The organism is Curtobacterium salicis (assembly GCF_011759505.1).
Lineage (GTDB): Bacteria > Actinomycetota > Actinomycetes > Actinomycetales > Microbacteriaceae > Curtobacterium > Curtobacterium salicis.
On record NZ_JAAOYO010000002.1, the window covers coordinates 467,808 to 493,325 of the forward strand.

Annotated in this window: 30 protein-coding genes; 8 read left to right on the top strand and 22 right to left on the bottom strand. The window is 72.1% G+C overall.

Translation table 11 applies throughout. The features are described 5' to 3' along the window. Positions 1–293: 293 nt before the first annotated feature. From E9228_RS06480 to E9228_RS06490, 3 genes are all read right to left on the bottom strand, one after another. Positions 294–575: a pyrophosphorylase gene (locus E9228_RS06480; protein ID WP_110824133.1), complete on the bottom strand. Its 282-nt coding sequence runs from the start codon at positions 573–575 to the stop codon at positions 294–296. A gap of 201 nt (positions 576–776) precedes the next feature. Further along, positions 777–2,594 carry a DEAD/DEAH box helicase gene (locus tag E9228_RS06485; protein ID WP_166779753.1) on the bottom strand — a complete coding sequence of 606 codons (1,818 nt, stop codon included), beginning with the start codon at positions 2,592–2,594 and terminating at the stop codon, positions 777–779. A 95-nt stretch (positions 2,595–2,689) separates the two neighbouring features. After that, positions 2,690–3,448 (bottom strand): SDR family NAD(P)-dependent oxidoreductase, encoded by a 759-nt coding sequence (locus tag E9228_RS06490; protein ID WP_166779754.1) that lies wholly within the window; start codon positions 3,446–3,448, stop codon positions 2,690–2,692. Between the two features lie 67 nt (positions 3,449–3,515). On the opposite strand from E9228_RS06490, the gene E9228_RS06495 reads away from it, so the two are divergent. After that, a complete protein-coding gene (locus E9228_RS06495; RefSeq protein ID WP_166779755.1) occupies positions 3,516–4,088 on the top strand; it encodes a TetR/AcrR family transcriptional regulator in 573 nt (190 codons plus the stop codon). 30 nt (positions 4,089–4,118) lie between these two features. On the opposite strand, the gene E9228_RS06500 is transcribed toward E9228_RS06495, so the two are convergent. Beyond that, positions 4,119–4,661 (bottom strand): MarR family transcriptional regulator, encoded by a 543-nt coding sequence (locus E9228_RS06500; protein WP_166779756.1) that lies wholly within the window; start codon positions 4,659–4,661, stop codon positions 4,119–4,121. A 250-nt stretch (positions 4,662–4,911) separates the two neighbouring features. Between E9228_RS06500 and E9228_RS06505 the strand changes: the two genes are divergently transcribed. After that, positions 4,912–6,978, top strand: a complete 2,067-nt coding sequence (locus E9228_RS06505; protein ID WP_166779757.1) for an MDR family MFS transporter — start codon at positions 4,912–4,914, stop codon at positions 6,976–6,978. A gap of 85 nt (positions 6,979–7,063) precedes the next feature. Next, a complete protein-coding gene (locus E9228_RS06510; protein ID WP_166779758.1) occupies positions 7,064–7,690 on the top strand; it encodes a TetR family transcriptional regulator in 627 nt (208 codons plus the stop codon). Between the two features lie 18 nt (positions 7,691–7,708). Here the strand turns inward: E9228_RS06510 and E9228_RS06515 are convergent, their stop codons facing one another. The 14 genes from E9228_RS06515 to E9228_RS06580 all read right to left on the bottom strand — a co-directional run bounded on the left by E9228_RS06515 (position 7,709) and on the right by E9228_RS06580 (position 16,018). Next, entirely contained in the window at positions 7,709–8,344 is a 636-nt protein-coding gene (locus tag E9228_RS06515) for an LppP/LprE family lipoprotein (protein WP_166779759.1), read from the bottom strand. A 140-nt stretch (positions 8,345–8,484) separates the two neighbouring features. Next, positions 8,485–9,678, bottom strand: coding sequence for a helix-turn-helix domain-containing protein (locus E9228_RS17535; RefSeq protein ID WP_166779760.1), 1,194 nt, complete (start codon positions 9,676–9,678; stop codon positions 8,485–8,487). Positions 9,679–9,743: 65 nt separating this feature from the next. Continuing rightward, positions 9,744–10,004, bottom strand: coding sequence for a hypothetical protein (locus tag E9228_RS06525; protein WP_166779761.1), 261 nt, complete (start codon positions 10,002–10,004; stop codon positions 9,744–9,746). Between the two features lie 54 nt (positions 10,005–10,058). Then, positions 10,059–10,226: a hypothetical protein gene (locus tag E9228_RS06530; protein ID WP_166779762.1), complete on the bottom strand. Its 168-nt coding sequence runs from the start codon at positions 10,224–10,226 to the stop codon at positions 10,059–10,061. A 168-nt stretch (positions 10,227–10,394) separates the two neighbouring features. Continuing rightward, positions 10,395–11,360, bottom strand: a complete 966-nt coding sequence (locus E9228_RS06535) for an AraC family transcriptional regulator (RefSeq protein ID WP_166779763.1) — start codon at positions 11,358–11,360, stop codon at positions 10,395–10,397. A gap of 116 nt (positions 11,361–11,476) precedes the next feature. Beyond that, a complete protein-coding gene (locus E9228_RS06540; protein ID WP_111075805.1) occupies positions 11,477–11,746 on the bottom strand; it encodes a GlsB/YeaQ/YmgE family stress response membrane protein in 270 nt (89 codons plus the stop codon). Between the two features lie 361 nt (positions 11,747–12,107). Further along, positions 12,108–12,530, bottom strand: coding sequence for an MFS transporter permease (locus E9228_RS06545; RefSeq protein WP_208385612.1), 423 nt, complete (start codon positions 12,528–12,530; stop codon positions 12,108–12,110). Continuing rightward, positions 12,527–13,552, bottom strand: a complete 1,026-nt coding sequence (locus E9228_RS06550; protein ID WP_166779764.1) for an Asp23/Gls24 family envelope stress response protein — start codon at positions 13,550–13,552, stop codon at positions 12,527–12,529. The genes E9228_RS06545 and E9228_RS06550 overlap by 4 nt, the downstream gene beginning before the upstream one ends. A gap of 87 nt (positions 13,553–13,639) precedes the next feature. Beyond that, complete coding sequence (locus E9228_RS06555) at positions 13,640–13,813, bottom strand: CsbD family protein (RefSeq protein ID WP_166779765.1); 174 nt, start codon at positions 13,811–13,813, stop codon at positions 13,640–13,642. 97 nt (positions 13,814–13,910) lie between these two features. Beyond that, positions 13,911–14,474, bottom strand: a complete 564-nt coding sequence (locus tag E9228_RS06560) for a hypothetical protein (RefSeq protein ID WP_166779766.1) — start codon at positions 14,472–14,474, stop codon at positions 13,911–13,913. Continuing rightward, positions 14,471–15,046, bottom strand: coding sequence for a DUF6286 domain-containing protein (locus E9228_RS06565; RefSeq protein WP_166779767.1), 576 nt, complete (start codon positions 15,044–15,046; stop codon positions 14,471–14,473). The genes E9228_RS06560 and E9228_RS06565 overlap by 4 nt, the downstream gene beginning before the upstream one ends. Positions 15,047–15,054: 8 nt before the next feature. Further along, positions 15,055–15,372, bottom strand: a complete 318-nt coding sequence (locus tag E9228_RS06570; RefSeq protein ID WP_166779768.1) for a hypothetical protein — start codon at positions 15,370–15,372, stop codon at positions 15,055–15,057. Beyond that, entirely contained in the window at positions 15,369–15,560 is a 192-nt protein-coding gene (locus tag E9228_RS06575; protein WP_166779769.1) for a DUF2273 domain-containing protein, read from the bottom strand. The genes E9228_RS06570 and E9228_RS06575 overlap by 4 nt, the downstream gene beginning before the upstream one ends. After that, complete coding sequence (locus tag E9228_RS06580; protein ID WP_166779770.1) at positions 15,557–16,018, bottom strand: Asp23/Gls24 family envelope stress response protein; 462 nt, start codon at positions 16,016–16,018, stop codon at positions 15,557–15,559. Before E9228_RS06580 ends, E9228_RS06575 begins: the two co-directional genes overlap by 4 nt. A gap of 343 nt (positions 16,019–16,361) precedes the next feature. Between E9228_RS06580 and E9228_RS06585 the strand changes: the two genes are divergently transcribed. The 3 genes from E9228_RS06585 to E9228_RS06595 all read left to right on the top strand — a co-directional run bounded on the left by E9228_RS06585 (position 16,362) and on the right by E9228_RS06595 (position 20,498). Further along, entirely contained in the window at positions 16,362–17,711 is a 1,350-nt protein-coding gene (locus tag E9228_RS06585; RefSeq protein ID WP_166779771.1) for an alpha/beta fold hydrolase, read from the top strand. Beyond that, positions 17,708–19,297 carry a GMC family oxidoreductase gene (locus tag E9228_RS06590; RefSeq protein ID WP_166779772.1) on the top strand — a complete coding sequence of 530 codons (1,590 nt, stop codon included), beginning with the start codon at positions 17,708–17,710 and terminating at the stop codon, positions 19,295–19,297. Before E9228_RS06585 ends, E9228_RS06590 begins: the two co-directional genes overlap by 4 nt. 193 nt (positions 19,298–19,490) lie before the next feature. Continuing rightward, positions 19,491–20,498: an AraC family transcriptional regulator gene (locus E9228_RS06595; protein WP_166779773.1), complete on the top strand. Its 1,008-nt coding sequence runs from the start codon at positions 19,491–19,493 to the stop codon at positions 20,496–20,498. A gap of 73 nt (positions 20,499–20,571) precedes the next feature. On the opposite strand, the gene E9228_RS06600 is transcribed toward E9228_RS06595, so the two are convergent. Then, the gene (locus E9228_RS06600) at positions 20,572–22,476 is read right to left on the bottom strand and encodes a family 43 glycosylhydrolase (protein ID WP_166779774.1); all 1,905 of its coding nucleotides are present in this window, start codon (positions 22,474–22,476) and stop codon (positions 20,572–20,574) included. Positions 22,477–22,561: 85 nt separating this feature from the next. Next, on the bottom strand, positions 22,562–23,278 hold the full coding sequence (locus E9228_RS06605; protein WP_166779775.1) for a TerD family protein: 717 nt from the start codon (positions 23,276–23,278) through the stop codon (positions 22,562–22,564). A 194-nt stretch (positions 23,279–23,472) separates the two neighbouring features. Between E9228_RS06605 and E9228_RS06610 the strand changes: the two genes are divergently transcribed. Together E9228_RS06610 and E9228_RS06615 are read left to right on the top strand one after the other, a co-directional pair. Then, positions 23,473–23,985: a DUF427 domain-containing protein gene (locus E9228_RS06610; RefSeq protein ID WP_166779776.1), complete on the top strand. Its 513-nt coding sequence runs from the start codon at positions 23,473–23,475 to the stop codon at positions 23,983–23,985. Next, positions 23,982–24,299: a hypothetical protein gene (locus E9228_RS06615; protein ID WP_166779777.1), complete on the top strand. Its 318-nt coding sequence runs from the start codon at positions 23,982–23,984 to the stop codon at positions 24,297–24,299. Before E9228_RS06610 ends, E9228_RS06615 begins: the two co-directional genes overlap by 4 nt. Positions 24,300–24,360: 61 nt before the next feature. Here the strand turns inward: E9228_RS06615 and E9228_RS06620 are convergent, their stop codons facing one another. Beyond that, positions 24,361–24,654, bottom strand: coding sequence for a hypothetical protein (locus E9228_RS06620; protein ID WP_166779778.1), 294 nt, complete (start codon positions 24,652–24,654; stop codon positions 24,361–24,363). Positions 24,655–24,898: 244 nt separating this feature from the next. Next, entirely contained in the window at positions 24,899–25,423 is a 525-nt protein-coding gene (locus E9228_RS06625) for a hypothetical protein (RefSeq protein WP_166779779.1), read from the bottom strand. Positions 25,424–25,518: the final 95 nt, after the last annotated feature.

Consider the following 25,518-nt stretch of genomic DNA (forward strand, 5'->3'; position numbering starts at 1 on the left):
GCCGCGCACGGATGTGGCACGGTGCCGCTGGCGGATCCAGGCTCCACGGGCGACGCCGTCCGCTCGGCGTCGTTCGGGTCGACTCCGGCGTGCTGTCCTGTCTACCGCAGCAGGGCGACACCTGTCAGCACGATGCCCCGATCTGGGGACGCCCGAGGACCGCTCGTCCGGACGGACGACAGCGACTCCGAACGGACGACAGCGCCTCCGGACGGACGACAGCGCTTCCGGACAGACGACAGCGCCCGGTCCGTCGAACTGGTCGACGGCCCGGGCGCTGCACGAACGGCTGCTTACGCGCCGCCACCCGCGGTGAAGATGTCCTGCGAGATCTTGTCGAGCTGCGTGCGGAGCTGCTCGAGTTCGGTCTTCGCCTTGTCCAGCGCGGCCTTGGTCTCCGGCCAGGTCGACCCGCGGAAGTTCGACGCCAGGGGGCCGTCCCACACGTTGGAGTCGGACAGGATGCGCCCCTGGGCGTCGAGCTGCGAGATCTGGTCCGTGAAGCCACCGTTGACGATGGACTGGATCTGGCGGATGGCGGTCTTGGCCTGTTCGGTCGAAAGCACACGCGACATGGTGAACCCCTCATTCTCTTCGTACCTGCACCCCCGCGCAGAAGATCCCCCGGAGGCTCTGACGCGGTCCACCCTACCGGCTCGTCGATCCAGCGGACCAGGTTCTCCACAGAGACGACGCAAGGCCCGACACCGGATGGTGTCGGGCCTTGCGTCGGACCGGTGCGTGCGTCAGCAGGCGACCGGCCGCACGTCACGGCGTCAGTCGCGCGAGGAGCGGGGCCGGCGGTCGTCGCCGGAGCCGCCGCGATCGTCACGGTCGCCGTAGCGGGACCCGTCGCGACGGGTGCCGCTGTCGCGACGCACCCCGCCCCGGCTGTCCGCGCGGATCTCGATGAGCTTGCCGCTGATGCGGGTGTCGCGCAGACGGTCGAGGACGCCGGAGTCCATGTCCGCCGGCAGCTCCACGACGGAGAAGTCCGGTCGGATCTGGATCGCGCCGAAGTCGTCACGGCGCAGGCCGCCCTCGTTCGCGAGCGCACCGACGATCTGGCGCGGCTCGACCCGGTGGCGACGGCCGACCTCGATGCGGTAGGCGGTCATCGGCACCGAGCGGCGGCGACGGTCGCCACCACCGCTGTCGCCGTCACGGTCACGGGCCGGGCGGTCGTCACGGCTGCGACGCTCGTCGCGCTCGATCTGCTGGCGCGCGCGGTCGTCCGCCGGGTCGAGGAGCAGCGGGGTGTCCCCCTGCGCCACGACGGCGAGCGCTGCGGCGACGTCCGACTCCGGCACGTCGTGGTGCTCGACGTAGTGGGCGATGATGTCCCGGAACGCGCTGACGCGGGACTCCTGCCCGAGGGCCGCGGTGATCGCGTCGTCGAAGCGGGTCAGTCGCGTGGAGTTGACGTCCTCGACGCTCGGCAGCTGCATCTGGGTGAGCGGCTGGCGGGTGGCCTTCTCGATCGCGGTGAGCAGGCGACGCTCACGCGGGGTGACGAAGCTGATCGCGGCACCCGAACGGCCGGCACGACCGGTGCGGCCGATGCGGTGCACGTAGGACTCGGTGTCGATCGGGATGTCGAAGTTCACCACGTGGGTGATGCGGTCGACGTCGAGCCCGCGGGCGGCGACGTCGGTGGCGACCAGGATGTCGAGCTTGCCGGACTTCAGCTGGTTGACGGTCCGCTCGCGCTGGGCCTGGGCGACGTCACCGCTGATGGCGGCCGCGGCGTACCCACGGGCGCGGAGCTTCTCGGCCAGGGTCTCGGTCTCGCTCTTCGTGCGGACGAAGACGATCATGCCCTCGAAGTCCTCGACCTCGAGGATGCGGGTCAGGGCGTCGACCTTCTGCGGGTAGGACACGACGAGGTAGCGCTGCGTCGTGTTCGCCGAGGTGGTCGTCTTCGCCTTGACCGTGATCTCGGCCGGGTCGTTGAGGTACTGCTTCGAGATGCGGCGGATCTGCGCGGGCATCGTCGCGGAGAAGAGCGCGACCTGCTTGGTGTCCGGCGTCTCGGCGAGGATCGTCTCGACGTCCTCCGCGAAGCCCATCTTGAGCATCTCGTCGGCCTCGTCGAGCACCAGGTACTTCAGCTCGGACAGGTCGAGGGTGCCCTTGGCGATGTGGTCCATGATGCGACCGGGGGTGCCCACGACGACGTCGACGCCGCGACGGAGGGCGGACAGCTGCACGCCGTACGCCTGGCCGCCGTAGACCGGCAGGACGTGGACGTGCTTCATGTGCGCGGCGTACTGCTCGAACGCCTCGCAGACCTGGAGCGCGAGCTCACGGGTCGGGGACAGGACGAGCGCCTGCGGCAGCTTCGCGCCGGCCTCCATGCGGGACAGCACGGGCAGTGCGAACGCGGCGGTCTTGCCGGTACCGGTCTGGGCGAGGCCGACGACATCGCGGCCCTCGAGCAGGATCGGGATGGTGGCGGCCTGGATCGCGGAAGGGGTCTCGTACCCGATGTCCTTGACGGCCTTGAGGACGGGGTCGCTGAGCCCGAGGTCGGCGAAGGTGATCACGGGCTCCTCGTCGACGGCTTCGGCGGGGGTGGTGTTCTCGGTGCTCATGGGGAGAACGGTATCCCGTTTTCGAGCTGGACCCCAGACGGACGGGAGGCGCGTGGCGGCCGCACCACGTGCCTCCCGTCCGTCACGGGGTCGGTTCAGACGACCGACCAGCCGCCGTCGCTCGGCAGGACGGCCCCGTTGACGTTGGCGGAGTCGTCGCTGAGGAGCCACGTGATGGCCGCCGCGAGCTGCTCCGGCTGGGCGACCGGCGGGATGGTGGTCTGCATGATCGGGCCGACCCGACCGGCGGCGTACTCGCTCTTCATCGGCGCCTCGATGTTCGTCGCGACGGCTCCCGGGGCGACGGCGTTGGCGCGGATGCCCTGGGGCCCGTGGAAGAACGCGACGCTCTTGGTGTACCCGGCGATGGCGTGCTTGGAGGACGTGTAGGCGGCGCCCGCGGCGGATGCCTTGAGCGCGGCCTCGGACGCCACGTTGACCACGGAGCCCTTGCCGGCGGCGATCATCAGCGGCAGCACGGCACGGGTGAGGCGCATCGGACCGGTGACGTTGACGCTGAAGACGCGCTCCCAGGTGGCGTCGTCGACCTCGTCCGGCGGCAGGAACGCGTCCATGATGCCGGCGACGTTGGCGAGCCCGTCGACGCGGCCGCCGGCGGCGGTGACGAGGGCGTCGATGGTCTCAGTCGCGGCGACGTCACCGACGACGGTCTCGACGTCGAGGCCGTCGAGTTCGGTGCGGAGCGCGTCGAGGCGGGCGGCGACGACGTCGGTGGCGATGACGCGACCACCCTCTTGCGCGATGCGGGTCGCCGTGGCGCGTCCGATGCCGGATCCCGCTCCGGTGACGATGATGGTCGAGCCGGCGAACCGTCCGGTGGTGGTGTCGGTCATGGTGTCTCCTCACTGAGTCGCGCTGCCTGCGCACCACCGTTGTAGCACTCAGTGCCGAAAGGGAGCCATGCACGACCGACCCACCGGGCGTCCGCGCACGATCGTCCCGGACGCGGTGTCCCTCGTCGCCCTGCGGCTCTTCGACGAGCGCACCTACGACGCGGTGGCGATGGACGACGTCGCCGTCGAGGCCGGCATCAGCCGTCGGTCACTCTTCCGGCTCTTCCCCACCAAGGGCTCACTGGTGTGGGGCGGACTCGACGAGTTCCGTGAGCGCTTCGAGGACGCCCTCGCCGGACGCCCGCACGACGAGGCCTCCGGTGACGCGCTCCGAGCCGCCTACCGGATCGCCGCGACGTTCCCCGCGGACGTGGTCGAGGTGACCCGGCGACGGCTCCGCGTGATCCGGGCGAACCCGAGCCTGGGGCAGGAGGGCGCCTTCTTCGTCGCCGAACTCGAGCACACCCTTGTGGCCTTCGTGGCCGGACGCGACGGGGTCTCCGAGGACGACCTGGCCGTGCAGGTGCGCTGCGCGGTGTTCGCGGCGGCGGCCGACGCGGCACTGACGTGGTGGGCCCTGCACGGCGGCGCGGGCGGACCGGCCGAGGTCGTGGACGCGGTGCTCGCCGATCTGGTCTGAGCGGGCGCGCTCCCCCGACGTGCGAGCCGACTACGGCGTCTCGCCCCGGTCGTCCTCGCCGCCGGCGCCGAGCACCTCGGCCGCACGGTCGTTGAACCGTGCCAGCAGTCGGGCGAGGTCGCGCAGTTCCTGCCCGTCGAACACGCTCGTCACGTCGTCGAACACCGCGTCCCCCTGCGCGTCGAGGCCGTCCAGCAGCGCACGGCCGGCCGGCGCCAGGGCGAGCAGGGCCGCCCGACCGTCGTCCGGGTCCGGCGTGGTGCGGACGTAGCCGGCCTCGACGAGACCGGCGATCCGCCGGCTGACGACCGGCCGCGACAGTCCGGTGCGCTCGGCGACGGCGGTCGAGCGGACCTCTCCCAGGCGTTCGACGGCCCGGAGGATCACCCGCGCGGTCGGGTCGAGGCCGCCGGACTGCTCGATGAGCACGGTCCGCAGGGTCTGGCGCACCCACAGCCGGTCGAGCTGTCGGCGGAGCAGCCGCTCGGCTCCCGGGCGGTCGTCGTCGGGCCGACCGTCGTCGGGCCGATCGTCGTCGGGCCGATCGTCGTCGGGGCGTTGGTCCTCGGGCACGGCGTCATCGTACGACGCGCCAACTAGTTGCTTGCAGAACGCAATGGATGTAAAGTTGCGGAGCCTGCAAGGTTTCAGGATGCGCAGCGGCCCCTCCGTGGCCCACGCACCCGCCTCGCCTCCGCCCGACGACGCACTCGCCGTCCGGCACGTCGAACCAGAAGGACCCGCATTGTCAACAGTCACCGCACAGACGCCGGTGCCGGGCCGGAGCACCGCGACCCCCGGTGCACCCGGTCAGCAACCCCTGATGACCCACCGTCAGATCCTGCTCGTCATCTACGGGCTGATGGCGGGCATGTTCCTGTCGTCCCTCGGCCAGACGGTCTTCGGCACCGCGATCCGCACCATCGGCGACGACCTGCACGGTCTCGACCAGCAGGCCTGGGTCACGACCGCCTACCTGATCACGTCGACGATCGCGACGCCGATCTACGGCAAGCTCTCCGACATCTTCGGCCGTCGTCCGCTCTACATCTTCGGCATCGTGGTCTTCATCGTCGGCGCCGTCCTGTCGTCGATGTCCACGTCGATGCTCATGCTCGCCGCCTTCCGCGCCGTCCAGGGCATCGGTGCCGGTGCGCTGATGTCGCTGCCGCTCGCGATCATGGGCGACATCCTCGCCCCGCGTGAGCGCGCGAAGTACCAGGGCTACTTCCTCGCCGTCTTCGGCATCTCGTCGGTCATCGGCCCGCTCATCGGCGGTCTGCTCGCCGGGGCGTCCGAGATCCTCTTCATCACCGGCTGGCGCTGGGTGCTCCTCATCAACGTGCCGATCGGCATCGCCGCGCTCGTCATGGTGATCGTCTTCCTGCACCTGCCGAAGGTGCACGACAAGCGCGACAAGCCGGTCGTCGACTGGTGGGGCGCGACCTCGGTCATCGTCACCCTCGTCCCGCTGCTGCTGGTCGCCGAGCAGGGCCGCACGTGGGGCTGGGGCTCCCCCGCCGCCCTCGCCTGCTACGTCATCGGAGCCGTCGGCCTCGTCGCACTGCTCGTCATCGAGTCGAAGATGGGCGACGCGGCGATCATCCCGCTGAAGCTCTTCCGCTCCGGCACGTTCTCGATGGCGACCGTCATCGGGTTCCTCGTCGGCTTCGCGATGTTCGGCGCCATGCTGACCATCCCGCTGTACCTGCAGATCGTCGTCGGCCTCAGCCCGACCGAGTCCGGCTTCGCGACGCTGCCCCTCGTCGGCGGCCTGATGATCGCCTCCATCACCTCGGGACAGATCGTCGCCCGCGTCGGCCGCTACCGGGTCTTCCCGGTGATCGGCACCGCGCTGGTGTCGGCCGGCTACGTCGTCCTGACCTTCATGACGATCGACAAGCCGCTCTGGTTCCTGATGATCGGCATGTTCCTCATCGGTCTCGGACTCGGTTCGGTCATGCAGTCCCTGACGCTCGCGTCGCAGGGGTCCGTCGAGGCCAAGGACATGGGCGTCGCGACCAGCTCGGCGACCTTCTTCCGCCAGATCGGCGGCACGCTCGGCACCGCCGTGCTGCTCTCGATCCTGTTCTCGGTGATGCCCGCCAACATCGTGCACGCCACCGCGAACAAGGCCGACCTGACCGCTGCACTCGACGCGGCGCTCAACCCGAGCGTCGCCAGCGCGAAGGCGAACCAGGGCGTCATGGACCAGATCTGGGACCCGATAGTCGAACCGATCCAGGACAACATCGACTCCGGGCTCGCCCGCGGCACCACCGCCGCGAAGCAGGCCGCCGACCAGGCCGTCACCCAGCAGGTCACCACGGCCGTCCAGGCGCAGGTCGCCGCCGGAACGGTCCCCGCGGCCGCCGCCGAGACCGTGATCGCCCAGCAGGTCGCCGACGCCACCCCGCAGGCCGAGGCCACCGCCCTCGCGACGGCCGCCGACCAGGCACACGCCAGCGTCGTGGACGGACAGCTCGCGGTCGACTGGAAGGACGCCGGACAGCGCACCTACTGGGTCGACCAGGTCGTCCCGGACCTCGTCAAGCAGATCGACAAGGGTGCGAACGACGACTCGAGTGCCTCGGCCACGAACGACACCTCGTTCCTGACCGGCGCCGACTCCCGCCTGACGCGCCCGTTCATGGCCGGCTTCAACGCATCGTCCGTGACCATCTACTGGGTCGGACTCGCCGTGATCCTGCTCGCCTTCGTCCTCACCTGGTTCTTCAAGGTGCCGCCGCTGCGCCAGCGCTCGGCCCTGCAGGAGCAGGCGGACATGTCCGCCGAGGCCCAGCTCGAGGCCGACGCCGGCATGGCCGCGGCCGAGGCCGGCTCCTTCACCGGTCCGATGACCGGATCCACGCCGACCCAGCGTCGGTGACCACCCGGGCCGCCCGCACGCACGCCGACCACCGTCGGCAGCGCGCGGGCGGCCCGCCCCACCTCTCCCCCACCGGAGGTCGCCCGTGACCACCACGGCAGCACCCGCATCCGACAGCGCCGCGCTCGGCAGCAGTGCCGACGGCGGTTCCGAGCCCTGCACGCTCCGCGAACGCAAGAAGCAGCAGACCCGGCAGGCCATCCACGACGCAGCCCTCACCCGCATCACCGAGCACGGCCTGGACGGGGTCACGGTCGAGCAGATCTGCGCCGACGCCGACGTCTCCCCGCGCACCTTCTTCAACTACTTCTCGTCGAAGGCCCACGCGGCCATCGGCCTCGACACCGTCGACGTCCCCGACGCCGTGCGTGACCGGTTCGCCGCCGCCGACGGCCCGCTGATCGACGACGTCTGCGACCTCGTCGCCCACACGGTGCCGCTCTCCGCCGACCGTGCCCGGGCGAAGGAACTGCTGGTCCGGCGCCCCGAGATGACGTCGATGGTGATGCGCTGGATGGCCGAGTCCCGGCAGTCCCTCATCGCCGCCGTCAGCACACGCACCGACGAGGACACCGCGCGCACCGCCGTCGCCCTCGTGATGTCCGCACTCACCGAAGCTGCCCACCGCTTCAGCGTGCAGAACCAGGCGGACCTCGCCACGCGCCTCCGCGCCGTCGTCGCCGAGATGGTCGCGCTCGTCACCGACCGCTGACCGCCGTCACCAGGCCGGTCACGGTGTCGGTGGCACGTCCCCCGTCATGACGACGCGTCCGGCGCCGTCGTCCCACCGGTAGGCCGCCTCGGCTCGACCACTGGCCTCGGCGTTCCCCTCGCCGGCGAGCGGGAACCGGTACGTCACGGTCAGCGCCGCGTCGGACTGCCGGACGACGTCCGGCTCGAACGAGTACTGCTCCTTCGTCGCCGTGCCGAGGTACGCGCCGTCGTGGAACAGCAGGATCGCCGACGGTGAGCTGCCGGTCGACATCGCCGGGCGCAGCACGACCCACGACAGCGCCGCACACGGGTCGTACCCGTCGCGCTCGGCCGACGCGGTGTCCCAGGTGGCCCCGTCGATGCCGGCGGGCGCACCGAGACGGTCGGCAGCCTGCTGGATCGCACTCGTCGGGTCCTCGGCGCCACACGTCGGGGTCGCGCTCGGCTGCGGCGTCTGCACCGGAGCCGGTGTCGTCGCGACCGAGGTCGGCGTCGCCGCGGCCGCCGCCGACGGCGCGACGGTCTGCGTCACCGTCTGCGTCGGCGCAGGGTCACCCGACCCGGTCGAACACCCGGCGAGGGCGACCGAGACGAGCCCGAGCGGGACGAGGCCGCGCAGCGCGGCGGTGCGGAGTCGCGAACTGGTTCCCATGTGGGACATCCTGCCGGGCCGCCGCCGCCGGCCCACAGGGGACGCCGAGGTCGGTTGACCGCTCGGCCGGGAGGCGCATGTCGGGGGTGATCCGTGCCTCCCGTCCGGCAGACGTCGCGGCGGGCGACCGCCGGCGCTGCTCAGGAGCGGTCGCCGGACCGGCGGAGCGCGCGCAGGTCGCGGAGGAACGCGGTCGGCGTGGTGCCCCGCTCCTCCTTGAAGAGCTGCTGGAGCCGGCGGGGACGGAGCCCCGCGGCCGCGGCGATGTCGGCGACCGTGCAGGCGTCGTCGAGGTGGGTCTCGATGTAGGCCACCGCCTGCCGGATCCGCCACGACGAGCGGCCGTCGGGCCGTCGGGACGTGGCCGCCCGGAGCGTGGCCGAGGGGTCCTCGCCGAAGCGGGCGCGGTACGCGGTGGCGAAGCGGCTGGGGTTCGTGAACCGCCAGCGGCGTGCCACCTCGAGGACGCTGTTCGGCGACTCCCCCCGGAGGAGCTCACGCCGCACCTCGTCCAACCGCTGGTCGCGGAGGAACCCGTTCGGGGTGACCCCGAGGGTCCGGGCGAAGACCTCCTGCAGACCACGCTCGCTGAGGCCGGCGGCGGCGGCGATAGCCGGGACCGACGGGCGGTCGCGGGCGTGCTCCTCGACGAACGCGATCGCGTCCCGCAACCGGCTGGCGGTCGGGACGTCGTCACCACGGTCACGGAGCGGGAAGGTGTCGAGGACGACGGTGGCCAGGCGGCGGTTCAGCGCCGTCCGCATCGCGCCGCGCACCCGGTCGTCCATCAGGGTCGGGCTGACCTCGCCGAGCAGCCGACGGAGCGGCTCGTGCCGGGCGACCCGCTCGTCCTGCTGGTCGAACAGGACCGCCCCTTCGGGCATCGGGTAGCCGAGCTCGCCCGCCGTCTTCCGGAGGAACGCGTCGGAGATGTGCACGCCGTTGTAGACGGTCTCCTCGGACTCGAAGCGGTAGGCCTCGGACGCGGAGGCGATGTACGGGCTGCCGGGTTCGATCACGCGGGACCGGTCCGCGAAGTGCATCTCGAGGCGGCCGTGCTGGAGCCAGAAGACCACGTGGTCGTCCCGGGGTCCGATCACCCCGCCGCGCCGTCCGCCCCGCGCGTTCATGGTGCGGAGCGTCAGGTCGTCGTCGCCGATGACGAAGTACTCGTACCGGGTGCCCGCGGACGCGAAGGTGTCGGAGGCGACGGTGGTGTCGCGCCGGAGGTCCTGACCGGAGTACTCGGAGCGGAAGATCGCGGTGTAGTCCGAGCCGCCCGCATCCGTGAACCGCTCCTTGCGGAACCCGTTGTCGTCATCGATCGGTGGCACCGACCCATCTTGTCATCCGCAGAACGCGGATGTCCGGGGTCCACCCGGACCGGCGAGCGGACCGCTCAGGCGCGGATGAGCGGTGCCCAGAACGCGTCCGGGCCGTCCTGCTGCACGGCGTCGCCCTCGAAGCGCCAGCCGTAGCCGCCGACGAACTGCTGCGCCGCCGCGAGCTCGTCGACCCCGTCGTCCTCCGAGCGGTCGAACAGGTGCACGCCGTGGCCGATCGCGACACCGCTGTCACTCACGAGGGTGAGGTCCCACCGGCCCTCTTCGGAACGTTCGATGCGGACGACGGCGGCCTGGTCTGCGGAGAAGTCGGACATGTCACCGAGCCTACGCACGGTGCTGCGGGTCGGGTCAGGTCGGGTCGAGCCGGGTCAGACGACGGTGAAGAAGTCCGCGTAGGTGGGTTCCGCGGGGGTCGAGCCAGCGGTCCGCCGGGAGACCATCGCGTCGATCTCGTCCGGGTGACTGAGCCCGCGGCGGTGCCATTCGTCGGCCTGCAGCCGGAGTTCGTGGAGGGAGGGTCGGATGCGCTCGTTCACGGTGCGCTCTTCCTGCTGGTGCGCCCGACCCGAAGGGTTCGGAGGCGCAGGGACAGCATCCCCCGTGCACCCCACTGGACCAAGCCCGGAGGGGGGTGGAGTACGCCCCTTGGACACGGTGTCCGGTCCGCGCACCCGAGCACGTCCGGGCACGTCACACGGGTGCGGTCAGGCGCTGCGACGGCGGCGGAGCGTCACCGACGGCGGTTCGCCGAACGTCGCCGCGTAGGTGCCCGAGAAGCGTCCGAGGTGCCCGACGCCCCACCCGAGGGCGATCTGCGCGACGGTCGCCGTGTCGGGGTCGGCGGCGCTGAGTTCGGCCCGCACACGGTGCAGCCGGACCTGGCGGAGGAAGTGCATCGGGGAGGCCCCGGTGTGCCGGCGGAACGACGCCTGCAGTGACCGCACGGCGACGCCGGCCGCGACGCTCACGTCGGTGATCGTGATCGGTCGCCGAGCGTTCGCGACCATCCACTCCTGGGCGATCCGCATGGTCGCCGGCCCGTCGCTGAGCAGTCCGGCCGGGGGTATCGGACGGGCGTCGAAGGTGGCGGCCACGGCTTCAGCCACGGTCGTGTTGCACGCCGAGCGTCGGTCGTGGTCGGTCGTGGGGTCGAGCAACGCCCCCGCCGCGGCGGCGATGACGGTGCGGAGCTGCTGCAGGGAACCGGGGTCGGGGTGCCGGGCGAACTGCAGCGGTGCCGGCAGGTCGCCCTGTCGTGCGGCGGCGACGGACTCGAGGAACGTCCGGTCGAAGCGGATGACGTGCTGCACCGTCGGCGCCGCGCTGAACGTGAAGTCCCGACCCGCCGGGTACATCACGGGGACGCCCGGCAGCATGTCGACCGGGTCGGACGAACCGGTGTCGAGTCGGATCCCCGGCGCGGAGGCCCAGGCGAGCACGTAGTCGTCCCCGGGGTCGATGGTCCCCCACCGACGAGCTGCCACCGACGAGGTGCCGACCGTGACGTCGCCGTCCCCGATCGATCGGTACCGCCACGAGAACCCTTCGGTCGCGGCCTCGCCGATGTGGATGTCCTGGCTGGCGTAGACGTGCTCGTAGAACGCGACCGCTTCGTCGACGGCGAGGCCGCGACGGTCGACGTGCACGAGGGGTTGTTCGACGGAGTCCATGCACTGCCAGCCTGGGGGTCACCACCGACAATCCGCACCCCCGGACGCACGGAGAGCCCCGCACCAGCAGGTGCGGGGCTCTCCGTGTTCCCGACGACGTGCGCCGGGGAAGGCTGTCAGGCGCGGGCGCCGCGACGACCGGTGATCGCACCCCAGATGAGGAGGACGATGATCGCGCCGACGATCGCGATGATCCACGACTGGATGCTGAAGAAGCCGTCGTAGCCGACGTTGAAGATCAGGCCGCCGAGCCAGCCACCGATGAGGGCGCCGATGACACCGAGGACGAGCGTGGCGATCCAGCCGCCACCCTGGCGACCGGGGAGGATCAGCTTGGCGATGGCGCCGGCGATGAGGCCGAGGAGGATGAAGCCGAGGAAGCTCATGGGAGTGCCTTTCAGGACGGGCACCGCGAGGTGCCGTTGTGGAGCAGGTGTGCCACCCCGAGGGGCGGCGGAGCGGTCGAGATCGACGCTCCCGGATGGGCGGTACCGATCAGGACCGACCGGCGGCGCCGATCAGATGCTGTCGAGCAGACCGTCACGCGACTGCGCTGCGAACAGCGCGGTCATGTCGATGGCTTCGGTCGGGGTGTCCCCGTCCGCGGATGTGGGGCTCGCGGGCGTCGAGTGCATCTGACCGGTCCTTCCGAGGTGCTGCATGTACCGCTCCACTCTGCTCTCCGGAAAGTAGTTAGGCACACTACACAGTCGATGATGCGCTATCCGGATGATCTGGACCGCGGCCTCAGCCGACGAACCGGGACCAGAGGCCGGAGACGACCGGCCACGCGTCGCCGGCGCGGTCCGCCGAGCCGATCGCCACCGCCACGAGGGGGAACACCGTGACGCCGACGGCGACGAGGAGTGCGAGCACGACCGCGGTCCACGCGGTCGCACCGTGGCGCCGCGTCACCGCCAGGAGCAGCAGCGCCAGCACGACGACTGCTCCAACGAGGGTCACCAGCGTCACGCGGAGGAACGGGAACGGGACCAGTCCGGCCGTCGTCCCCGTGATGCCGGCGAGGAAGCCGACGAGCGGCAGGAACGCGCCGAACGCCAGCACCAGGACGGCGATCAGTCCGATGCCGCTCGCGACCCAGACGCTGCGCGACCTGGGCCGGGAAGCGGCCACCTGGCGGCGGATCCGCCGCTCGGCCCAGGCGCTCACGGTCGGTCCGTGGCGGTGTCGTCGGCCGTGCCGCCGCGGACGGCCTCGGCGGCGCGGCGCACGTCGTCCGCCGCGTCCTCGAGCGCGTCTGCTGCGGCTTCCGACCCGGAGACGGTGGAGGCGTGGACGGCCGGCTCGGCGGCGTCCGACGGAGCGGCCTCGCCGGCCGCGTCCTCCGCGTCGGCCCGGTGTCGCGCCTCCGCCACGCCGTCCGCGACGTCGTCGCCGACCTGCTCGGCTGCAGCGGTCGCCGCCTCCTGCGCAGCGACGGCCGCGTCACCCGCACGGTCTGCGACGTCGGACGCGGTCTTCCGCGCTGACGCCACCGCATCGGAGGTCGCCGCACCGGCAGCGTCGGTCGCGTCCGAGATCGCGTCACGGGCGTGCCCGGCCGCGTCACGTGCCGAGGCGGCGGCGTCCGAAGCGGTCGCCGAGGCCGCGGCCAGGGCGTCCGACGCGACGGACCCCGCTGTGTCCGCCGCCGATCGAGCGCCGTCCGCTGCCGACTTCGCCGCGTCGGAGACGGTGCCCGCCGCGGTCGCGGCAGCGCCTCGGACGGAGTCGACGGCCTCGTCGACCTTCGAGGGCTCGTCGTCGAACGGGCCGTGGACGTCGAGGACCCGGACGTCGACCTCGACGTGGTCGGGCAGACCGGCGAGCTGGGTGACGGCGGCACCGACCTGCGAGCGCACCTCGGCCGCGACCTCCATCACGGGGTGTGGGTAGCGGACGACCACGGCGACCGCGACGTCGAGCGTGCCGTCGGAGTCGTCGACCCGGACACCCAGCGCGCTGCCACTCCGGCCGAGTCGGCGGCGGACCTGGTCGGCCGCACGTTCGGCGAGCCCGCCGAGGTGGTGCACCCCGTCGACTCCGAGGGCGGTCACCGCTGCGGTCCGGGCGGCGACGGTGACGGGTGCGGCGTCCGCCGGGAGCGGGTCGGTCAGGGACGCGGGCAGGGCAACGGCGGTGCGCTGCGCGTGTGCGTGCAAGTCGTTCGGCACGTGGATGTCGTTCTGCATGGTTTCCTCCTCGGGTCGAGCGGGCCGTGAGCGCACGACGGGGCACCGCGCTCGAACGCGCGCGTGCCCCGTCGTGTCAGCTGGTCGCTACCCGCGGAAGACGTCCTTGACGTCCTCGCCGGTCTGCTTCGCGCTCGCGGCGGCCTGGTCCTTCTTGCCCTCGGCGACCTTGGAGTCGTCGTCGGTCGCCTTGCCGAAGGCCTCCTTGGCCTTGCCCGCGATGTCCTGAGCAGCGTTCTTGATCTTGTCGTCGAGTCCCATGACGGGCTCCTTCCGTTCGTGCGGTCGAGGGTCCGACCGCGGTTGTGTGGTGAGGGTGGTGCTGGTGCCGCCGGCCGGGAGGCCCGTGGCACGTCCGTCAGGCGACGCGCTTGGCCTTCGAGAGGGCCGAGCGGGTGCCGCCGGTGAGGTGGACCAGGACCGGCACCTCGCGACCGAGGGTCCGGTCGAGGGTGGCGATCGCCGAGTCCACGGCATCGAGGACCGTGACGGCGTCCCCGCCGCGGCGGACCGCGACACGGAGCCGTGCGGCACGGTGCCCGCGCACCGTGTACATGTCGACCTTCGACGAGACGACGTCGTGTACGCCGGCCAGTTCGTGGTCGATGACGTCACGGACGAGGGCCACGTTCACGGTGACCTCGTCGTCGCCCTGGGCTTCACGGACGGCGACGGCGGTGCCGCCACGGCCACGGGTGACGACCCAGACGAGTGCGAGGACGACCACGACGAGGCAGACGGCCGCGACGATCCACAGCGAGGTCGCGGGGACCTCGACGCGGTCGGGGAGCGTCAGGTACGGCTCGAGTGCGTCGCGGACGGCCGGCAGGACACCGGCGCCCATGGCGAGGCCGACCACGACGGCGACGAGGCCTAGCACGAACAGGATGATCCGGTTCAGGGTGCGGTTGCTCGAGGTCATGACAGGGTGCCCTTCTCGCTGACACGGACGGTGACGTGGCGGGCGAAACGGTCGTCCAGTCGGCCGAGGCGTTCGGCGACGGCGTGCTCGACGGCTGCCGAGTCCACCGGGACGCCGGACATCGGGACGACGTGCACCGCGGTGCGGGCACCACGGGCGCTCGCGGTGGTGTGGGCGTCGGGCACACCCGCCGCGTGACCCGCGGCGTTCCGGGCGGTCGAGGCGATGATCGACGAGTCGATGACCACGGCACCGCGGTCGTGTGGCACCACCGAGCGGTGCTGCCGACCGGGCTTGACCGCCAGGACGACGAGGACCACACCGGCGATGACGAGCACCGCGGCGATGACCTCGATCAGGGTGACGAAGGTCGCGTCCGGCCTGAGTGCCGCGTCCACCGCGGTCTGCGGGTCGGCCAGCAGCGGCGCCGCACCGACCGCGCGGAGGACCGACTCGGTGCCGATCCACGCCGCGACCAGCACGAGCACCACCAACGCCACGGACACGGCCGTGGACCGGGAACGGTGCACGCTGCGGCGACGCAGCCGGCGTTCGACGGAACTGCTGCTCATGTGTCCTCCTACCGGACCCGGGTGTCGTGCTCGCGCACGATCCCGGTCAACTCGATGCGTGCCGACCCGACACGACGTCCCGTGAGGGCGCTGACGCGGCTCCGGACCTCGGCCGCCGCGGTGGTGGCCGCCTGGACCAGGTCCGTGCCGGCGGCGACCGGGCCGGTGATGTCCAGGGCCAACGCCCCGCGGGCGTCGCCGAGCTCCACCCGCACCCGCTTCGCGGGCGCTCCGAGCCGCTCAGCGGCGACGGCACGCACGCACGAGGTGAGGGCGCGGGTGGTGATCTCGACGCGGCCCGGAACGGCGCCCGGGCCGCCGGTCACCGGGAGCTCCGGCGTCCGGTCAGCACGTCGGTCAGGGCGTTCCGGTCGATGCGACCCGTGACGAGTGCCGCGACGAGTGCTCCGACCGCGGCGAACACGACGACCAGGACGAAGCCCCAGAAGCCGAACTGCAGTGCGACGGCTGCCAGGACGGCGCCGATCAGGGCGCCGCTCAGTGTGCTGCTCATGCGACTCGCGACTCCTTCTTGTCGTCGTCCTCGTCGTCGTCGCCCGGGATGAAGACGTCCTGGATCGTGACGTTGACCTCGGCAACCTCCATGCCGACGATCTGCTCGAGCGCACGGGACACCGACGAGCGGACGCCTTCGGCGACCTGCTGCAGCGGCACCGGGTACTCGGCGACGATGGTGATGTCGGCGGCGACCTGCTTCTCGCCGACCTCGACTTTGACGCCCTGCGAGAGGTCGCGCTGGCCGATGGCGCCGCGGATCGCACCGATGGCACGGGCTGCGCCGCCGCCGAGCGAGTGCACGCCGGTGACCTCGCGGGCGGCGATGCCGGCGACCTTCGAGACGACGGTGTCGTCGATGACGGTCTTGCCGGTGGCGGCGTGGTTGCCCGTGCTCGACGCTCCGGACCCGCTCGTGGCGAGGGTGTTCGGGGTGGTCGTGGTGGTGTCGGCCATGGTGTCTCCTTCCGAGTGGCCCGCCGGGCGTTCCCAGCGGGTGCTGTTCACGGATGAGACGGGCTGGAGAGGACGTTCGTCACGGCCGCGGCACGACTTCCAGCCGCATTCCAGGAACCCACCCGTTCCGGGGGCCGGACTTGTACCCCGAACCGTCTCGTGTGCCGATAGCGGCTCCGATGGTGCGCGGACCGCGCGAATGGGACTGACCCCGCGCCCCGCGTCACCGTGCGGATCGAGGCGGGGCGCGCCTCCAGTCTGGGACCGCTCGCAGACGGCCCTCGTGCGCACGAGGGGTACATCGGGCTGAGGGGCGAGGCGGCCCGACCGGTAGGAACGAGGGATGACGGCGACCGCGTTCTGCCTCCACGCCCTCGGGTCCAGCTCCCAGGAGTTCCAGGCGTTGCGTGCCCGGCTCGACGGCACGCTCGACCTGGTCGGCATCGACCTCCCCGGCTTCGGGACCAGCTCTGCGGAGGGCGGGACGACCGTCGAGGAGATGGCCGTGCTCGTCGAGCGGGCCATCGGCACCAGCGGGGCCACCGAGTGGGCGCTCATCGGCCACTCGATGGGCGGGAAGGTCGCCTCGGTCGTCGCCGGACGCACGATGAGCGGCGCGAACGGGCTGTTCGGGCTGCGGGCCGTCGTGCTCCTGGCCGCGTCCCCGCTCGCTCCCGAACCCATGGACGAGGAGCGCCGCGCGTCGATGCTCTCCTGGGCGGCCGACCACGAGATCGGCCCCGACGAGGCCGCGGAGTTCGTCAGCGCGAACACTGCCGCCCCGCTGCCTCCCGAGCCGTACGCGATGGCCGTCCACGACGTGCAGCGCGCCGATCCGGGCGCGTGGACCGCCTGGCTGCTCCGGGGCAGCCGCGAGGACTGGTCCGACGCGGTCGAGCCGAGCCCGGTGCCCGCACTGGTGCTCGCCGGTGCCGAGGACGGCGACCTGGGACCGGAGGCGCAGCGCGAGCTGAACCTGCCGCACTGGCCGCGGGGTGAGTTCGACGTCGTGCCCGGTGCCGCGCACCTCCTGCCATGGGAACAGCCCGACGCCGTCGCCGACCGGATCCGCTCCTTCTGGGAGCGACGGGTCGACCACGGGCCCGCTGTCCCGACCGCATCGGCGCGGGTCATCGCCTCCCCGCGCGTGAGCGCCAAGAACCGCGGCGTGCTGGCGGTCCGCGCACTCCCGGACGACCCGGCCGCGGAACCGCGTGCGCTCTCCGTCGCCCAACTCGACACCCTCCGGGCCGTCGCGCGCGTCGTGGTGCCGCAGCCCGCCGGACGTCAGATCGACCTGGCCCTGCGCGTCGACGCGCAGCTCGCCGACGGCCTGGGTGACGGCTGGCGCGTCGACGGACTGCCCACCGACCCCGACGCGTACCGTGCGGCGCTCGACGTCCTCGCCCCGGAGGCGGCCGTCTCGGACGAGCACCTGGCCGACGTCCTCGACGCGATCGACGCCGGCACGTACACCCCCGCCGGTGGCACCCTCGACGGCGGCCAGCTGCGCGCCTGGTCCGAGGACGCCGGCGTCGACCTCGTCAAGCAGTGGCTCGCCCACCCGGCGACGATGGCCGCGATCGACTACGACGGCTTCGCCAACGGCGGGGACGGCGTCCGCAAACAGGGCTTCCAACTGCTGGGAGCCGGACAACGCGAAGCATGGGAACCGGACGGAGCAACACCATGAGGCTCGAACACCAGCGACGCCACAGCGAGGACGAGATCGTGGACGCGGTCGTCGTCGGCACCGGAGCGGGCGGCGCGCCACTGCTCGCCAGCCTGGCCCGCGCCGGCCTCCGGGTCGTCGCGCTCGAGGCCGGCCGCAACACCGAACCCGGCGACCACCTGCCCGACGAGGTCGAGGCACCGGCGGACATCAACTGGATGGAGGAGCGGATCAGCGGCGGTGGCGCCCCGACCGCCTTCGGTCCGAACAACAGCGGCACCGGTGTCGGCGGTTCGACCCTGCACTGGGGTGCCTTCACGCCCCGTCCGAGCGCCCACGACCTGCACCTGGCGACGGAGTCCGGGCAGGGTCACGACTGGCCGATCGACCACGCCGAACTCATCCGGTACATCGAGCAGGTCGAGCACGACGTGGGGGTCGCCGGACCCGAGCACTACCCGTGGGACCCGTCCCGCCGCTACTCGATGCGCCCGCCGGGACGGAACGCGTCGTCGGACATGATGATGCGGGGCGCCGCGGCGGTGGGGATCACCGCCACCGACGCCCCCGTCGCCCTGACCACGGAGGACCGCCACCAGGAGCACCACGGACTGCGTCACGCCTGCGTCTCGTGCGGCTCCTGCCACCAGGGTTGCCGGAACGGCGCGAAGGTGTCGATGGACACCACGTACCTGCCGGCCGCCGTCGCGTTCGGTGCGGAGATCCGACCCGAGGCCTTCGTCCACGGCATCGAACTCGACGCCAGCGGTGCGGTGGAAGCCGTCGTGTACCGCCAGGACGGTCGGGACCACCGGCAGCGCACCCGTGCGCTCGTGCTCGCCGCCGGCGGTGTCGAGACCCCACGCCTGCTCCTGCACACCGGGCTCGCGAACAGCAGCGACCAGGTCGGCCGGAACTTCACCGCGCACGGCGCCACCCAGGTGTGGGCCCGCTTCGACGAGTCGATGCGCTCCTACCGCGGCTACCCGTCCTCGATCATCACCGAGGACTTCGTCCGACCGACCGACGCGGACTTCGCCGGCGGGTACCTCATCCAGAGCCTCGGCGTGCAGCCGCTGACCTTCGCCACCTCGCTGGTCCGCGGCGGTGGGCTCCGCGGGGCAGCGCTCGTCAAGGCGATGCGCGACTACCCGCACATGGCCGGTGTCGGCATCAACGCCGAGTGCCTGCCGTACGAGGACAACCGACTCGTCCTCGGGGACGAGGTCGACGAGCACGGCATCCGCAAGGCCACGATCACCTTCACCCCGGGCGAGAACGAGGACGCGATCGGTCGGCACGCGGTGCGGACGATGACCGCGATCGTCGAGGCCGCCGGCGGCGAGGACGTCCGGGTCCTCGAACGGACTGCGCACACGATCGGCACCGCACGGATGGGCGCCGACGCGGGCAGTTCGGTCGTCGACGCGGCGGGCCGGTCCTGGGACGTCCCGAACCTGTGGGTGTGCGACAACTCCGTCTTCCCGAGCGCCGTGATCGCGAACCCGGCGCTGACGATCATGGCGCTGTCCCTCCGCACGGCGGACCGGATGCTCCGCGGAGACGCCGCAGCGGACCGTTCGGCTGGACTGGTCGCCGCCGTCTGAGCCCTGCGCAACTGCGAGTCCGCCGCTGACACTTCCATGACGAGAACGTCAACCCCTGCACGTATGACGGACACCCGGGTACCGTTCCAGTCAGCGAGCTTCGCTCGACGTCCAGTTCCTCGAACGTCGCGGGAGCGCTGACAGGGACAGCAGCGATCCGACCGCCTGCTCGGCGGCCGTCAGGGAGACGAGCATGACCAGCACGCTCGACGTCACCGCCCGACGGGCCGACACCACGGCGCGGGCCGCTGGTGCGGTCAGACCGGTCCGCATCGAGGCCTCCGGCACCTCGAGCGACGCGGTCGTCGCGGACATCGGGCGGCTCTACGACGGCCGCGAGTGGGAAGCCCACGCCACCGACCACCCGTTCGCCTACCGCTACAGCGCGGTGGGCGACGGGGACGTCACGCTCCGCCGGTCCCAGATCGGCGGGCTCATCCGCGGCGCGATCCCCCGCTCCCCCGACTACGTCGTGCAGTGGATCACGTCCGGGCAGGGCGTTCCCGACGTGACGCAGGACCGGGTGCCGCTGCAGCTCGACGTCCCGATGCTCTTCCCGACGTGCCGTGAGTTCGTCTTCGAGTACGAGGACTACGACCAGCGGCTCGTGCACATGTCGCGTCGACTCGTACACGAGGTCGCTGACGAGATGTTCCACACCGGTCAGGTCACCGACCTCGGCATCGACCACCTGCGGACCCTCGAGCCGACGGCGATCACGCAGTGGCGGAGCAGCCTCGCGCTGCTCTCCCGGGAACTCCGGACCGGCGGGGTCGACACCCTGCTCTGGCACACCCTGACGCGCGGGACCGCGGCCGCGTTCCTCCGGATGTACCCGCCGACGGTGACGGCACTGCCGCCCGCCGTGCTCCTGCCCCGCCGGGCCCGCCTGCGCGCCGCCGTCGAGTACGTCCACGAGCACGTCGCGGAGCCGATGAGCGTCTCGGACATCGCCGACGCGGCGGGCCTGAGCGTCCGAGCGACCCAGGAGGCGTTCCAGCGGCACCTGGACCAGACCCCGATGACCTACCTGCTCCGCACCCATCTCGAGCGTGTCCGGCGGGACCTCCTGCAGGCAGACGCGTCCGGGACGTCGGTACAGACGATCGCCCGCCGCTGGGGGTTCGCGCACCTCGGCCGGTTCTCGGCGGCGTACCGCAGCGAGTTCGGCGAGTACCCGCGCGCGACCCTGCGGAGCTGAGCGGGCACGGACCCGGTGAACGGCCGACGGGCCCGGCGCGACCGCAACGGGCCCGTCGGCCGTTCGTCCGATCTCACCGCACCGTGCGCACGGTGCTCACTCGCAGGTCCTCGAACGTGCTCGTCGACCCGGCACCACCGAGCGAGATGAGCCCGATCCGCGGTGTCGCCCCGAGGTCGGCCGTCCACGTGCCGCCGCGCACGAAGTGCCGACCGTCGACGCTGGTGGACGCGGTGTAGCGGTGCTCGCCGTCGACGACCCGGTGCACGATCCGGAGCGTCGTGGCGTCCCCGACCGGCCCGACGACCATGTTGCCGTAGCTCGGCGCCCCCTCGGGTTGCCCGCTGACCTGCTTGCCGAACTCCGTCTGTCGGGTGTCGTAGATCGAGTTCGAGACGAGGCGGACGTAGTCGCCGTCGTCGCCGTACACGACGAGGCCGCCCTGCCGGTAGTTGAACGTGTCACCGGTCGCCGGGGTGTCCATCCGGACCCGGGTCTCGAGGACGTAGTCGCCGGCCGGGGCGCGTTCAGTGAGCACCGAGGCAAGTGGTGTCTGCGGCGGGTGCAGGTCGGCGTCCTGCGTCTGCCACGAGAACGCGCCACCCGAGACCCGGTAGGTCGACGGATCGGGCTGCCGCGTCCAGGTCAGCGCCGCTGGCAGCTCGTCTCCGTCGAACCCGGTCGACAGCGACCGGATCGTCCGACCCGGCACGTCGGTCCGAACGGTGTGGGGTCGGTACGCCGAGCGCTGACCCGGCTGCGCCGCCGGCGCGGGCTGCAGCGAGTCGGACGGTCCCGCTCCCCCGCGCACCACGGGCCACCCGCGGACCCAGTCGAGCGGGTCGATGAGCGCCGGGCGCTTCGTGTAGCCGGTCTGCCCGGCGTAGTACGGGTCCGTCCGGTCGACCGCGTGGTAGATGATCCAGTCCTGCCCGGCGAAGTCCCTGACCACGGTGTTGTGCCCCGTGCCCACCCAGCGGTTCCCGTTCTGTGCCAGGAGGGGCGAGCCGCCGACCCGGGTGTCCGTGATCGCGACACCGTCACGGTCGCGGAACGGCCCGAGCGGGCTCTTGGAGCGGGCGACGAAGACGCCGTAGCCGGTCAGCGACCCGTTGCAGCAGTTCGTCGCGGAGCCCATGTAGTACCACCAGCCGCCGTGGCGCAGGAGGTACGAGCCCTCGTACCGGTTGTCGATCGCGATCTGCCGTTCGGTCTCCGGCAGGGAGCGCAGTCCGTCCGCCGTCAGCTGTCGGACGTGCACTCCGCCGAAGTAGCTGCCGAAGTACAGGAAGGTCCGGCCAGAGGCGGTGATGACCTCGGGGTCGAACGACCACCGGGCACCCTTGCCGTTCGGTGCCGTCTGGGGAGCGACGACCGGGCCGCCGGAGTCCGTCCACGGGCCGGTCGGGCTGCTGCTGGTCGCGACGCCGATCGCCGAACCGCCCCCGGTCGGCCCGGTCGACGAGGGGGTGTCCGACGCCGTGTAGTACAGGAACCAGGTACCCCCGCGCGACACGACGTCGGGTGCCCAGATGCCGTTGGCGTCGCCGACCCAGGTCGGCTTGGTGGTGAACGCGTCGCCGACGTACGTCCAGTCCGTCAGGTTCGTGGACCGGTAGGTCGGCACGCTGTGCTGCACGAGCTCGCCGGTGGCGGTCTTCTCGGTCGCCGTCAGGGCGTCGGTCGTGCAGTACAGGTACCAGTTGCGGTCGCGGCCGGTCCCGTGGATGGCGGTCGGGTCGGCGCAGCTCGCCGCCGTCTGGCCGTCCGGGAGGCGCAGTGCCATCGGGTTCTGGTGCGTCGCCGCCGGCGTGTGGCCGCGTCCGGCAGACGCCCCCGCATGCGCGGAAACGGCACCGCTCGACACCGAGATGGTCGGTGCGGCGGGCGGTGGTGGTGCGGCGGTCGCGGGGCCGGCTAGGGCCTGCGCCCCGACGATGGTCACGGCCGCGAGGGTGATCGCGATGGTTCGGCGCACGGGACAGCCTCTCGTCGTTGAGGAGGTGGTGCCCGCGAGCGTAGCCCCGTCGCGCCCGGGCGGCCAGGGCCGCCGTCCGGATCGCCTACTTGTACGCGTTGACCGGACCGGCGTCCATCGTGACGGACCCGTCGGGGTTGACCACCGGTCGCCGCTCGGACTTCGGCGCCGAGTACAGCTCGACCTTCTCGACGTGCACCTGCTCGCCGTTCGTGATGACGCCGGGCACGCACGAGTAGACCTTGTCGTTGCTGTCGGCGTCGCGCGCCGCGATCTCGACGACGTCACCCGCGCCGTTGTCGATCGTCATGCCGACCTGGTAGCGACGGAACGACCCCGTGCCGTTCGACTGCGCGGAGTAGACCACCGGCACGATGCGGTCGATCTCGGGCGTCAGGGTGATCTCGACGACCTCGTCCGCCATCGTCGTCGCACCCCGGGCACCGCGCCGCTGGTCGCCGAGGTGTGTCACCGCACCGTCGGCGGTCCGCGGGGTGAACGCACGGTCGGTCTTCGTCCCGAACTGGGACACCGTCTCGACGTGGCCGTCGCGGTACCGCACCAGCGCGTACACGTCGTAGTCGGTGCTGTTCGGCCAGGAGATCGTCACCGTCGTCTTCTGGGTCTTGCGCAGGCTGACCGTCTGCCGCTTCTCGAGACTGATGCGGCCGGTGGCGACGCCGAGGTCCGTCACGGGCCCGGTCGCGGGTGCTGCCGCGGCTGCCGGTGCCGTTGCCGACGGGGTCACTGCTGCGGTGCCTGCCGCGTCGTCCTGCTTGTGCTTCTTGCCGATCCCGAACATGTCGTCCCCCGTCGTCGCGCTGGTTGCTGGCGTCCTGCGCCGCTCACCATCGTGCCGCGGATGCGGCCGCGCGGCCACCACCCGCCCCGGACTGTGGAGAACTGCCCGGACCGGGCCACCTGTGGAGGGCGAGCGGACCTGCCAGCTGGTGACGAGCCTCCAGTCCGTCGATCCCGACGGGTAGAACTGGGGACATGACCCGACGCAGCCCCGGCCACCCCACCCCCGACGTCCCCGGCCCCGGACAGGAGTCGGTGTGGGACTACCCACGCCCGCCGCGCGTCGAGCGGACCGCCGCCCGGGTCGTCGTGCGGCTCGGCGGCCAGGTCGTCGCCGACACGACCGGCGCGGTCCGGGTGCTCGAGACCAGCCACCCCCCGGTGTACTACCTGCCGATCACCGACTTCGCGGCCGGTGCCCTGGTGCACACCAGCGGGTCGAGCATGTGCGAGTTCAAGGGCAGCGCGTCGTACTTCGACGTGCACGGCGGCGACCAGGTCGTGCGGCGCGGCGCCTGGACCTACCCGACGCCGTGGCAGGGGTACGGCGAACTGCGCGACATGGTGGCCGTGTACCCGTCGCAGATGGACTCGTGCGAGGTCGCCGGTGAGCGCGTCCGCGCGCAGGAGGGCGACTTCTACGGTGGCTGGATCACCGCGGACGTCGTCGGGCCGTTCAAGGGCGAGCCCGGGACGCTCGGGTGGTGACGGAGGCGCCGCTGCCGTCCGGCACCACCCGTCGCCGGGTCGAGCTCCGCCTGCACCGGCCGTGGTTCGCGTGGGGCGCGCGACCGACCGTCAGCGTGGACGGCGTCGGACAGCCGGCGCAGTGGGGGTCGGGCACCTGGGCGCTGCCGGACGACGGCGACGTCGAGTTCGCCGTCTTCTGCATCAACCGCGGCTGGCGGTTCGGCGGGGCCTCGGTCCGGGTCGCGACGGCGAGTGCTGCCGGAGCCGTGATCGAGTACCGGGCCGGCGCACTGCCCGTCGGCCCGGGGACACTGGTCGTCCGTCAGCGCTGAGCAGGCGACACGGCGGGCTCGGCTGGCTGCGCGGCCCGGCCTCCCCCGGGGGAGCAGCCCCTCAGGCCCGCTCGGACCGGCGTGCCAGGACGAAGCGGGTGCGCTCCGCGAGGTCGTCGATGAACTCCCGGTGCTCGGGCTCGAGCAGGTCGTCCGCCGCGGGCTCCGCGAGGACGGGGACGCCCGGGCCGAGGAGCACCTCGACCGCGATCGGCACGCCCGCGAGGTCGACAGCGGGGATCGCGACGAGGTCGCTGCTGCCGGTCTGTAGGAGAGCGGCCGCGTACCGCATCACGGCGGAGGCGGCGGCACTGCTGGTGAGGACGGATGTCAGTCCGTAGACGACGTACTTCATGGTGAACCGGTTCTGACCAGTTCGATGCGTGCACGGCGGAGGCCGGCGGTGGTGTGCGCAGGTGTGGACCCGCACGAGCGGCGGGGCACCCGCAACCGAGTCAGGGCAACGGTCTCGTCGGGAACGCACGCATCGGGATGGTCCGTACTCGTCTCAATGTACACCGGCGGTACGAGATCGACGATGGCTGTCGCCCAGGCGGCCGACGGGCTGCCCGGACGGGCAGCTGGTGCGAGGAGCGCGATCAGCGCCCGGTCGGGCCGGCGGGTGCCAGGTACGCAGCCCACGGAGCGGGAGCCTGCTGCTCCAGCCAGATGCACAGCTCACGGAACCCCGCGTACACGGAGAACGCCGCGAAGAGCTTCCGCCGCTGGGCGTCCCGGGCGTTGAAGCCCGACCACCGGCTGGCCTCGGTCTCGATCGTGGCGATGTCGGACGCGGACACGGTCCGCCACTGCCCGAAGCCGGCCCGGACCCGGAGGTGGTCCGGGTACGCCTCGACCACGGAACGCGCGAGGCCGACCGTCAGGACGACGATCAGGGCGCAGACGACGAGGAACGCCGCGGCGGCGATGACGAAGCCGGTCTCGGTGTCGTCACGCCCGGCCGTCGCCAGCAGCAGGAGCGCCGCGACGACGAACCCGGCGGCGGCGACCACCCGAGCGACCATGTACTGCCACCGGCGCCGGCGGACCCGGAAGAGCGGGCCCTTCCCGGTGTCGTCGCGGCCCACGGTGTCCCCGTCTCGGGATGGTGCTGGTGTCCCCATGCAGGACACCATACGAGACCCGGGTGGTTCCGGTACGGTGGGGGTGTTCAGCGCCGCCGTGGGGACATCGGCGGCGTTCGAGTGCAACTGGGGGG

Bases quoted from the DNA above. Each gene is read 5' to 3' on its own strand.
- E9228_RS06480 (WP_110824133.1), bottom strand. From the start codon at position 575: ATGTCGCGTGTGCTTTCGACCGAACAGGCCAAGACCGCCATCCGCCAG.
- E9228_RS06485 (WP_166779753.1), bottom strand. From the start codon at position 2,594: ATGAGCACCGAGAACACCACCCCCGCCGAAGCCGTCGACGAGGAGCCC.
- E9228_RS06490 (WP_166779754.1), bottom strand. From the start codon at position 3,448: ATGACCGACACCACCACCGGACGGTTCGCCGGCTCGACCATCATCGTC.
- E9228_RS06495 (WP_166779755.1), top strand. From the start codon at position 3,516: ATGCACGACCGACCCACCGGGCGTCCGCGCACGATCGTCCCGGACGCG.
- E9228_RS06505 (WP_166779757.1), top strand. From the start codon at position 4,912: ATGACCCACCGTCAGATCCTGCTCGTCATCTACGGGCTGATGGCGGGC.
- E9228_RS06515 (WP_166779759.1), bottom strand. From the start codon at position 8,344: ATGGGAACCAGTTCGCGACTCCGCACCGCCGCGCTGCGCGGCCTCGTC.
- E9228_RS06525 (WP_166779761.1), bottom strand. From the start codon at position 10,004: ATGTCCGACTTCTCCGCAGACCAGGCCGCCGTCGTCCGCATCGAACGT.
- E9228_RS06535 (WP_166779763.1), bottom strand. From the start codon at position 11,360: ATGGACTCCGTCGAACAACCCCTCGTGCACGTCGACCGTCGCGGCCTC.
- E9228_RS06540 (WP_111075805.1), bottom strand. From the start codon at position 11,746: ATGAGCTTCCTCGGCTTCATCCTCCTCGGCCTCATCGCCGGCGCCATC.
- E9228_RS06550 (WP_166779764.1), bottom strand. From the start codon at position 13,552: ATGCAGAACGACATCCACGTGCCGAACGACTTGCACGCACACGCGCAG.
- E9228_RS06555 (WP_166779765.1), bottom strand. From the start codon at position 13,813: ATGGGACTCGACGACAAGATCAAGAACGCTGCTCAGGACATCGCGGGC.
- E9228_RS06560 (WP_166779766.1), bottom strand. From the start codon at position 14,474: ATGACCTCGAGCAACCGCACCCTGAACCGGATCATCCTGTTCGTGCTA.
- E9228_RS06565 (WP_166779767.1), bottom strand. From the start codon at position 15,046: ATGAGCAGCAGTTCCGTCGAACGCCGGCTGCGTCGCCGCAGCGTGCAC.
- E9228_RS06575 (WP_166779769.1), bottom strand. From the start codon at position 15,560: ATGAGCAGCACACTGAGCGGCGCCCTGATCGGCGCCGTCCTGGCAGCC.
- E9228_RS06580 (WP_166779770.1), bottom strand. From the start codon at position 16,018: ATGGCCGACACCACCACGACCACCCCGAACACCCTCGCCACGAGCGGG.
- E9228_RS06585 (WP_166779771.1), top strand. From the start codon at position 16,362: ATGACGGCGACCGCGTTCTGCCTCCACGCCCTCGGGTCCAGCTCCCAG.
- E9228_RS06590 (WP_166779772.1), top strand. From the start codon at position 17,708: ATGAGGCTCGAACACCAGCGACGCCACAGCGAGGACGAGATCGTGGAC.
- E9228_RS06595 (WP_166779773.1), top strand. From the start codon at position 19,491: ATGACCAGCACGCTCGACGTCACCGCCCGACGGGCCGACACCACGGCG.
- E9228_RS06605 (WP_166779775.1), bottom strand. From the start codon at position 23,278: ATGTTCGGGATCGGCAAGAAGCACAAGCAGGACGACGCGGCAGGCACC.
- E9228_RS06610 (WP_166779776.1), top strand. From the start codon at position 23,473: ATGACCCGACGCAGCCCCGGCCACCCCACCCCCGACGTCCCCGGCCCC.
- E9228_RS06620 (WP_166779778.1), bottom strand. From the start codon at position 24,654: ATGAAGTACGTCGTCTACGGACTGACATCCGTCCTCACCAGCAGTGCC.
- E9228_RS06625 (WP_166779779.1), bottom strand. From the start codon at position 25,423: ATGGGGACACCAGCACCATCCCGAGACGGGGACACCGTGGGCCGCGAC.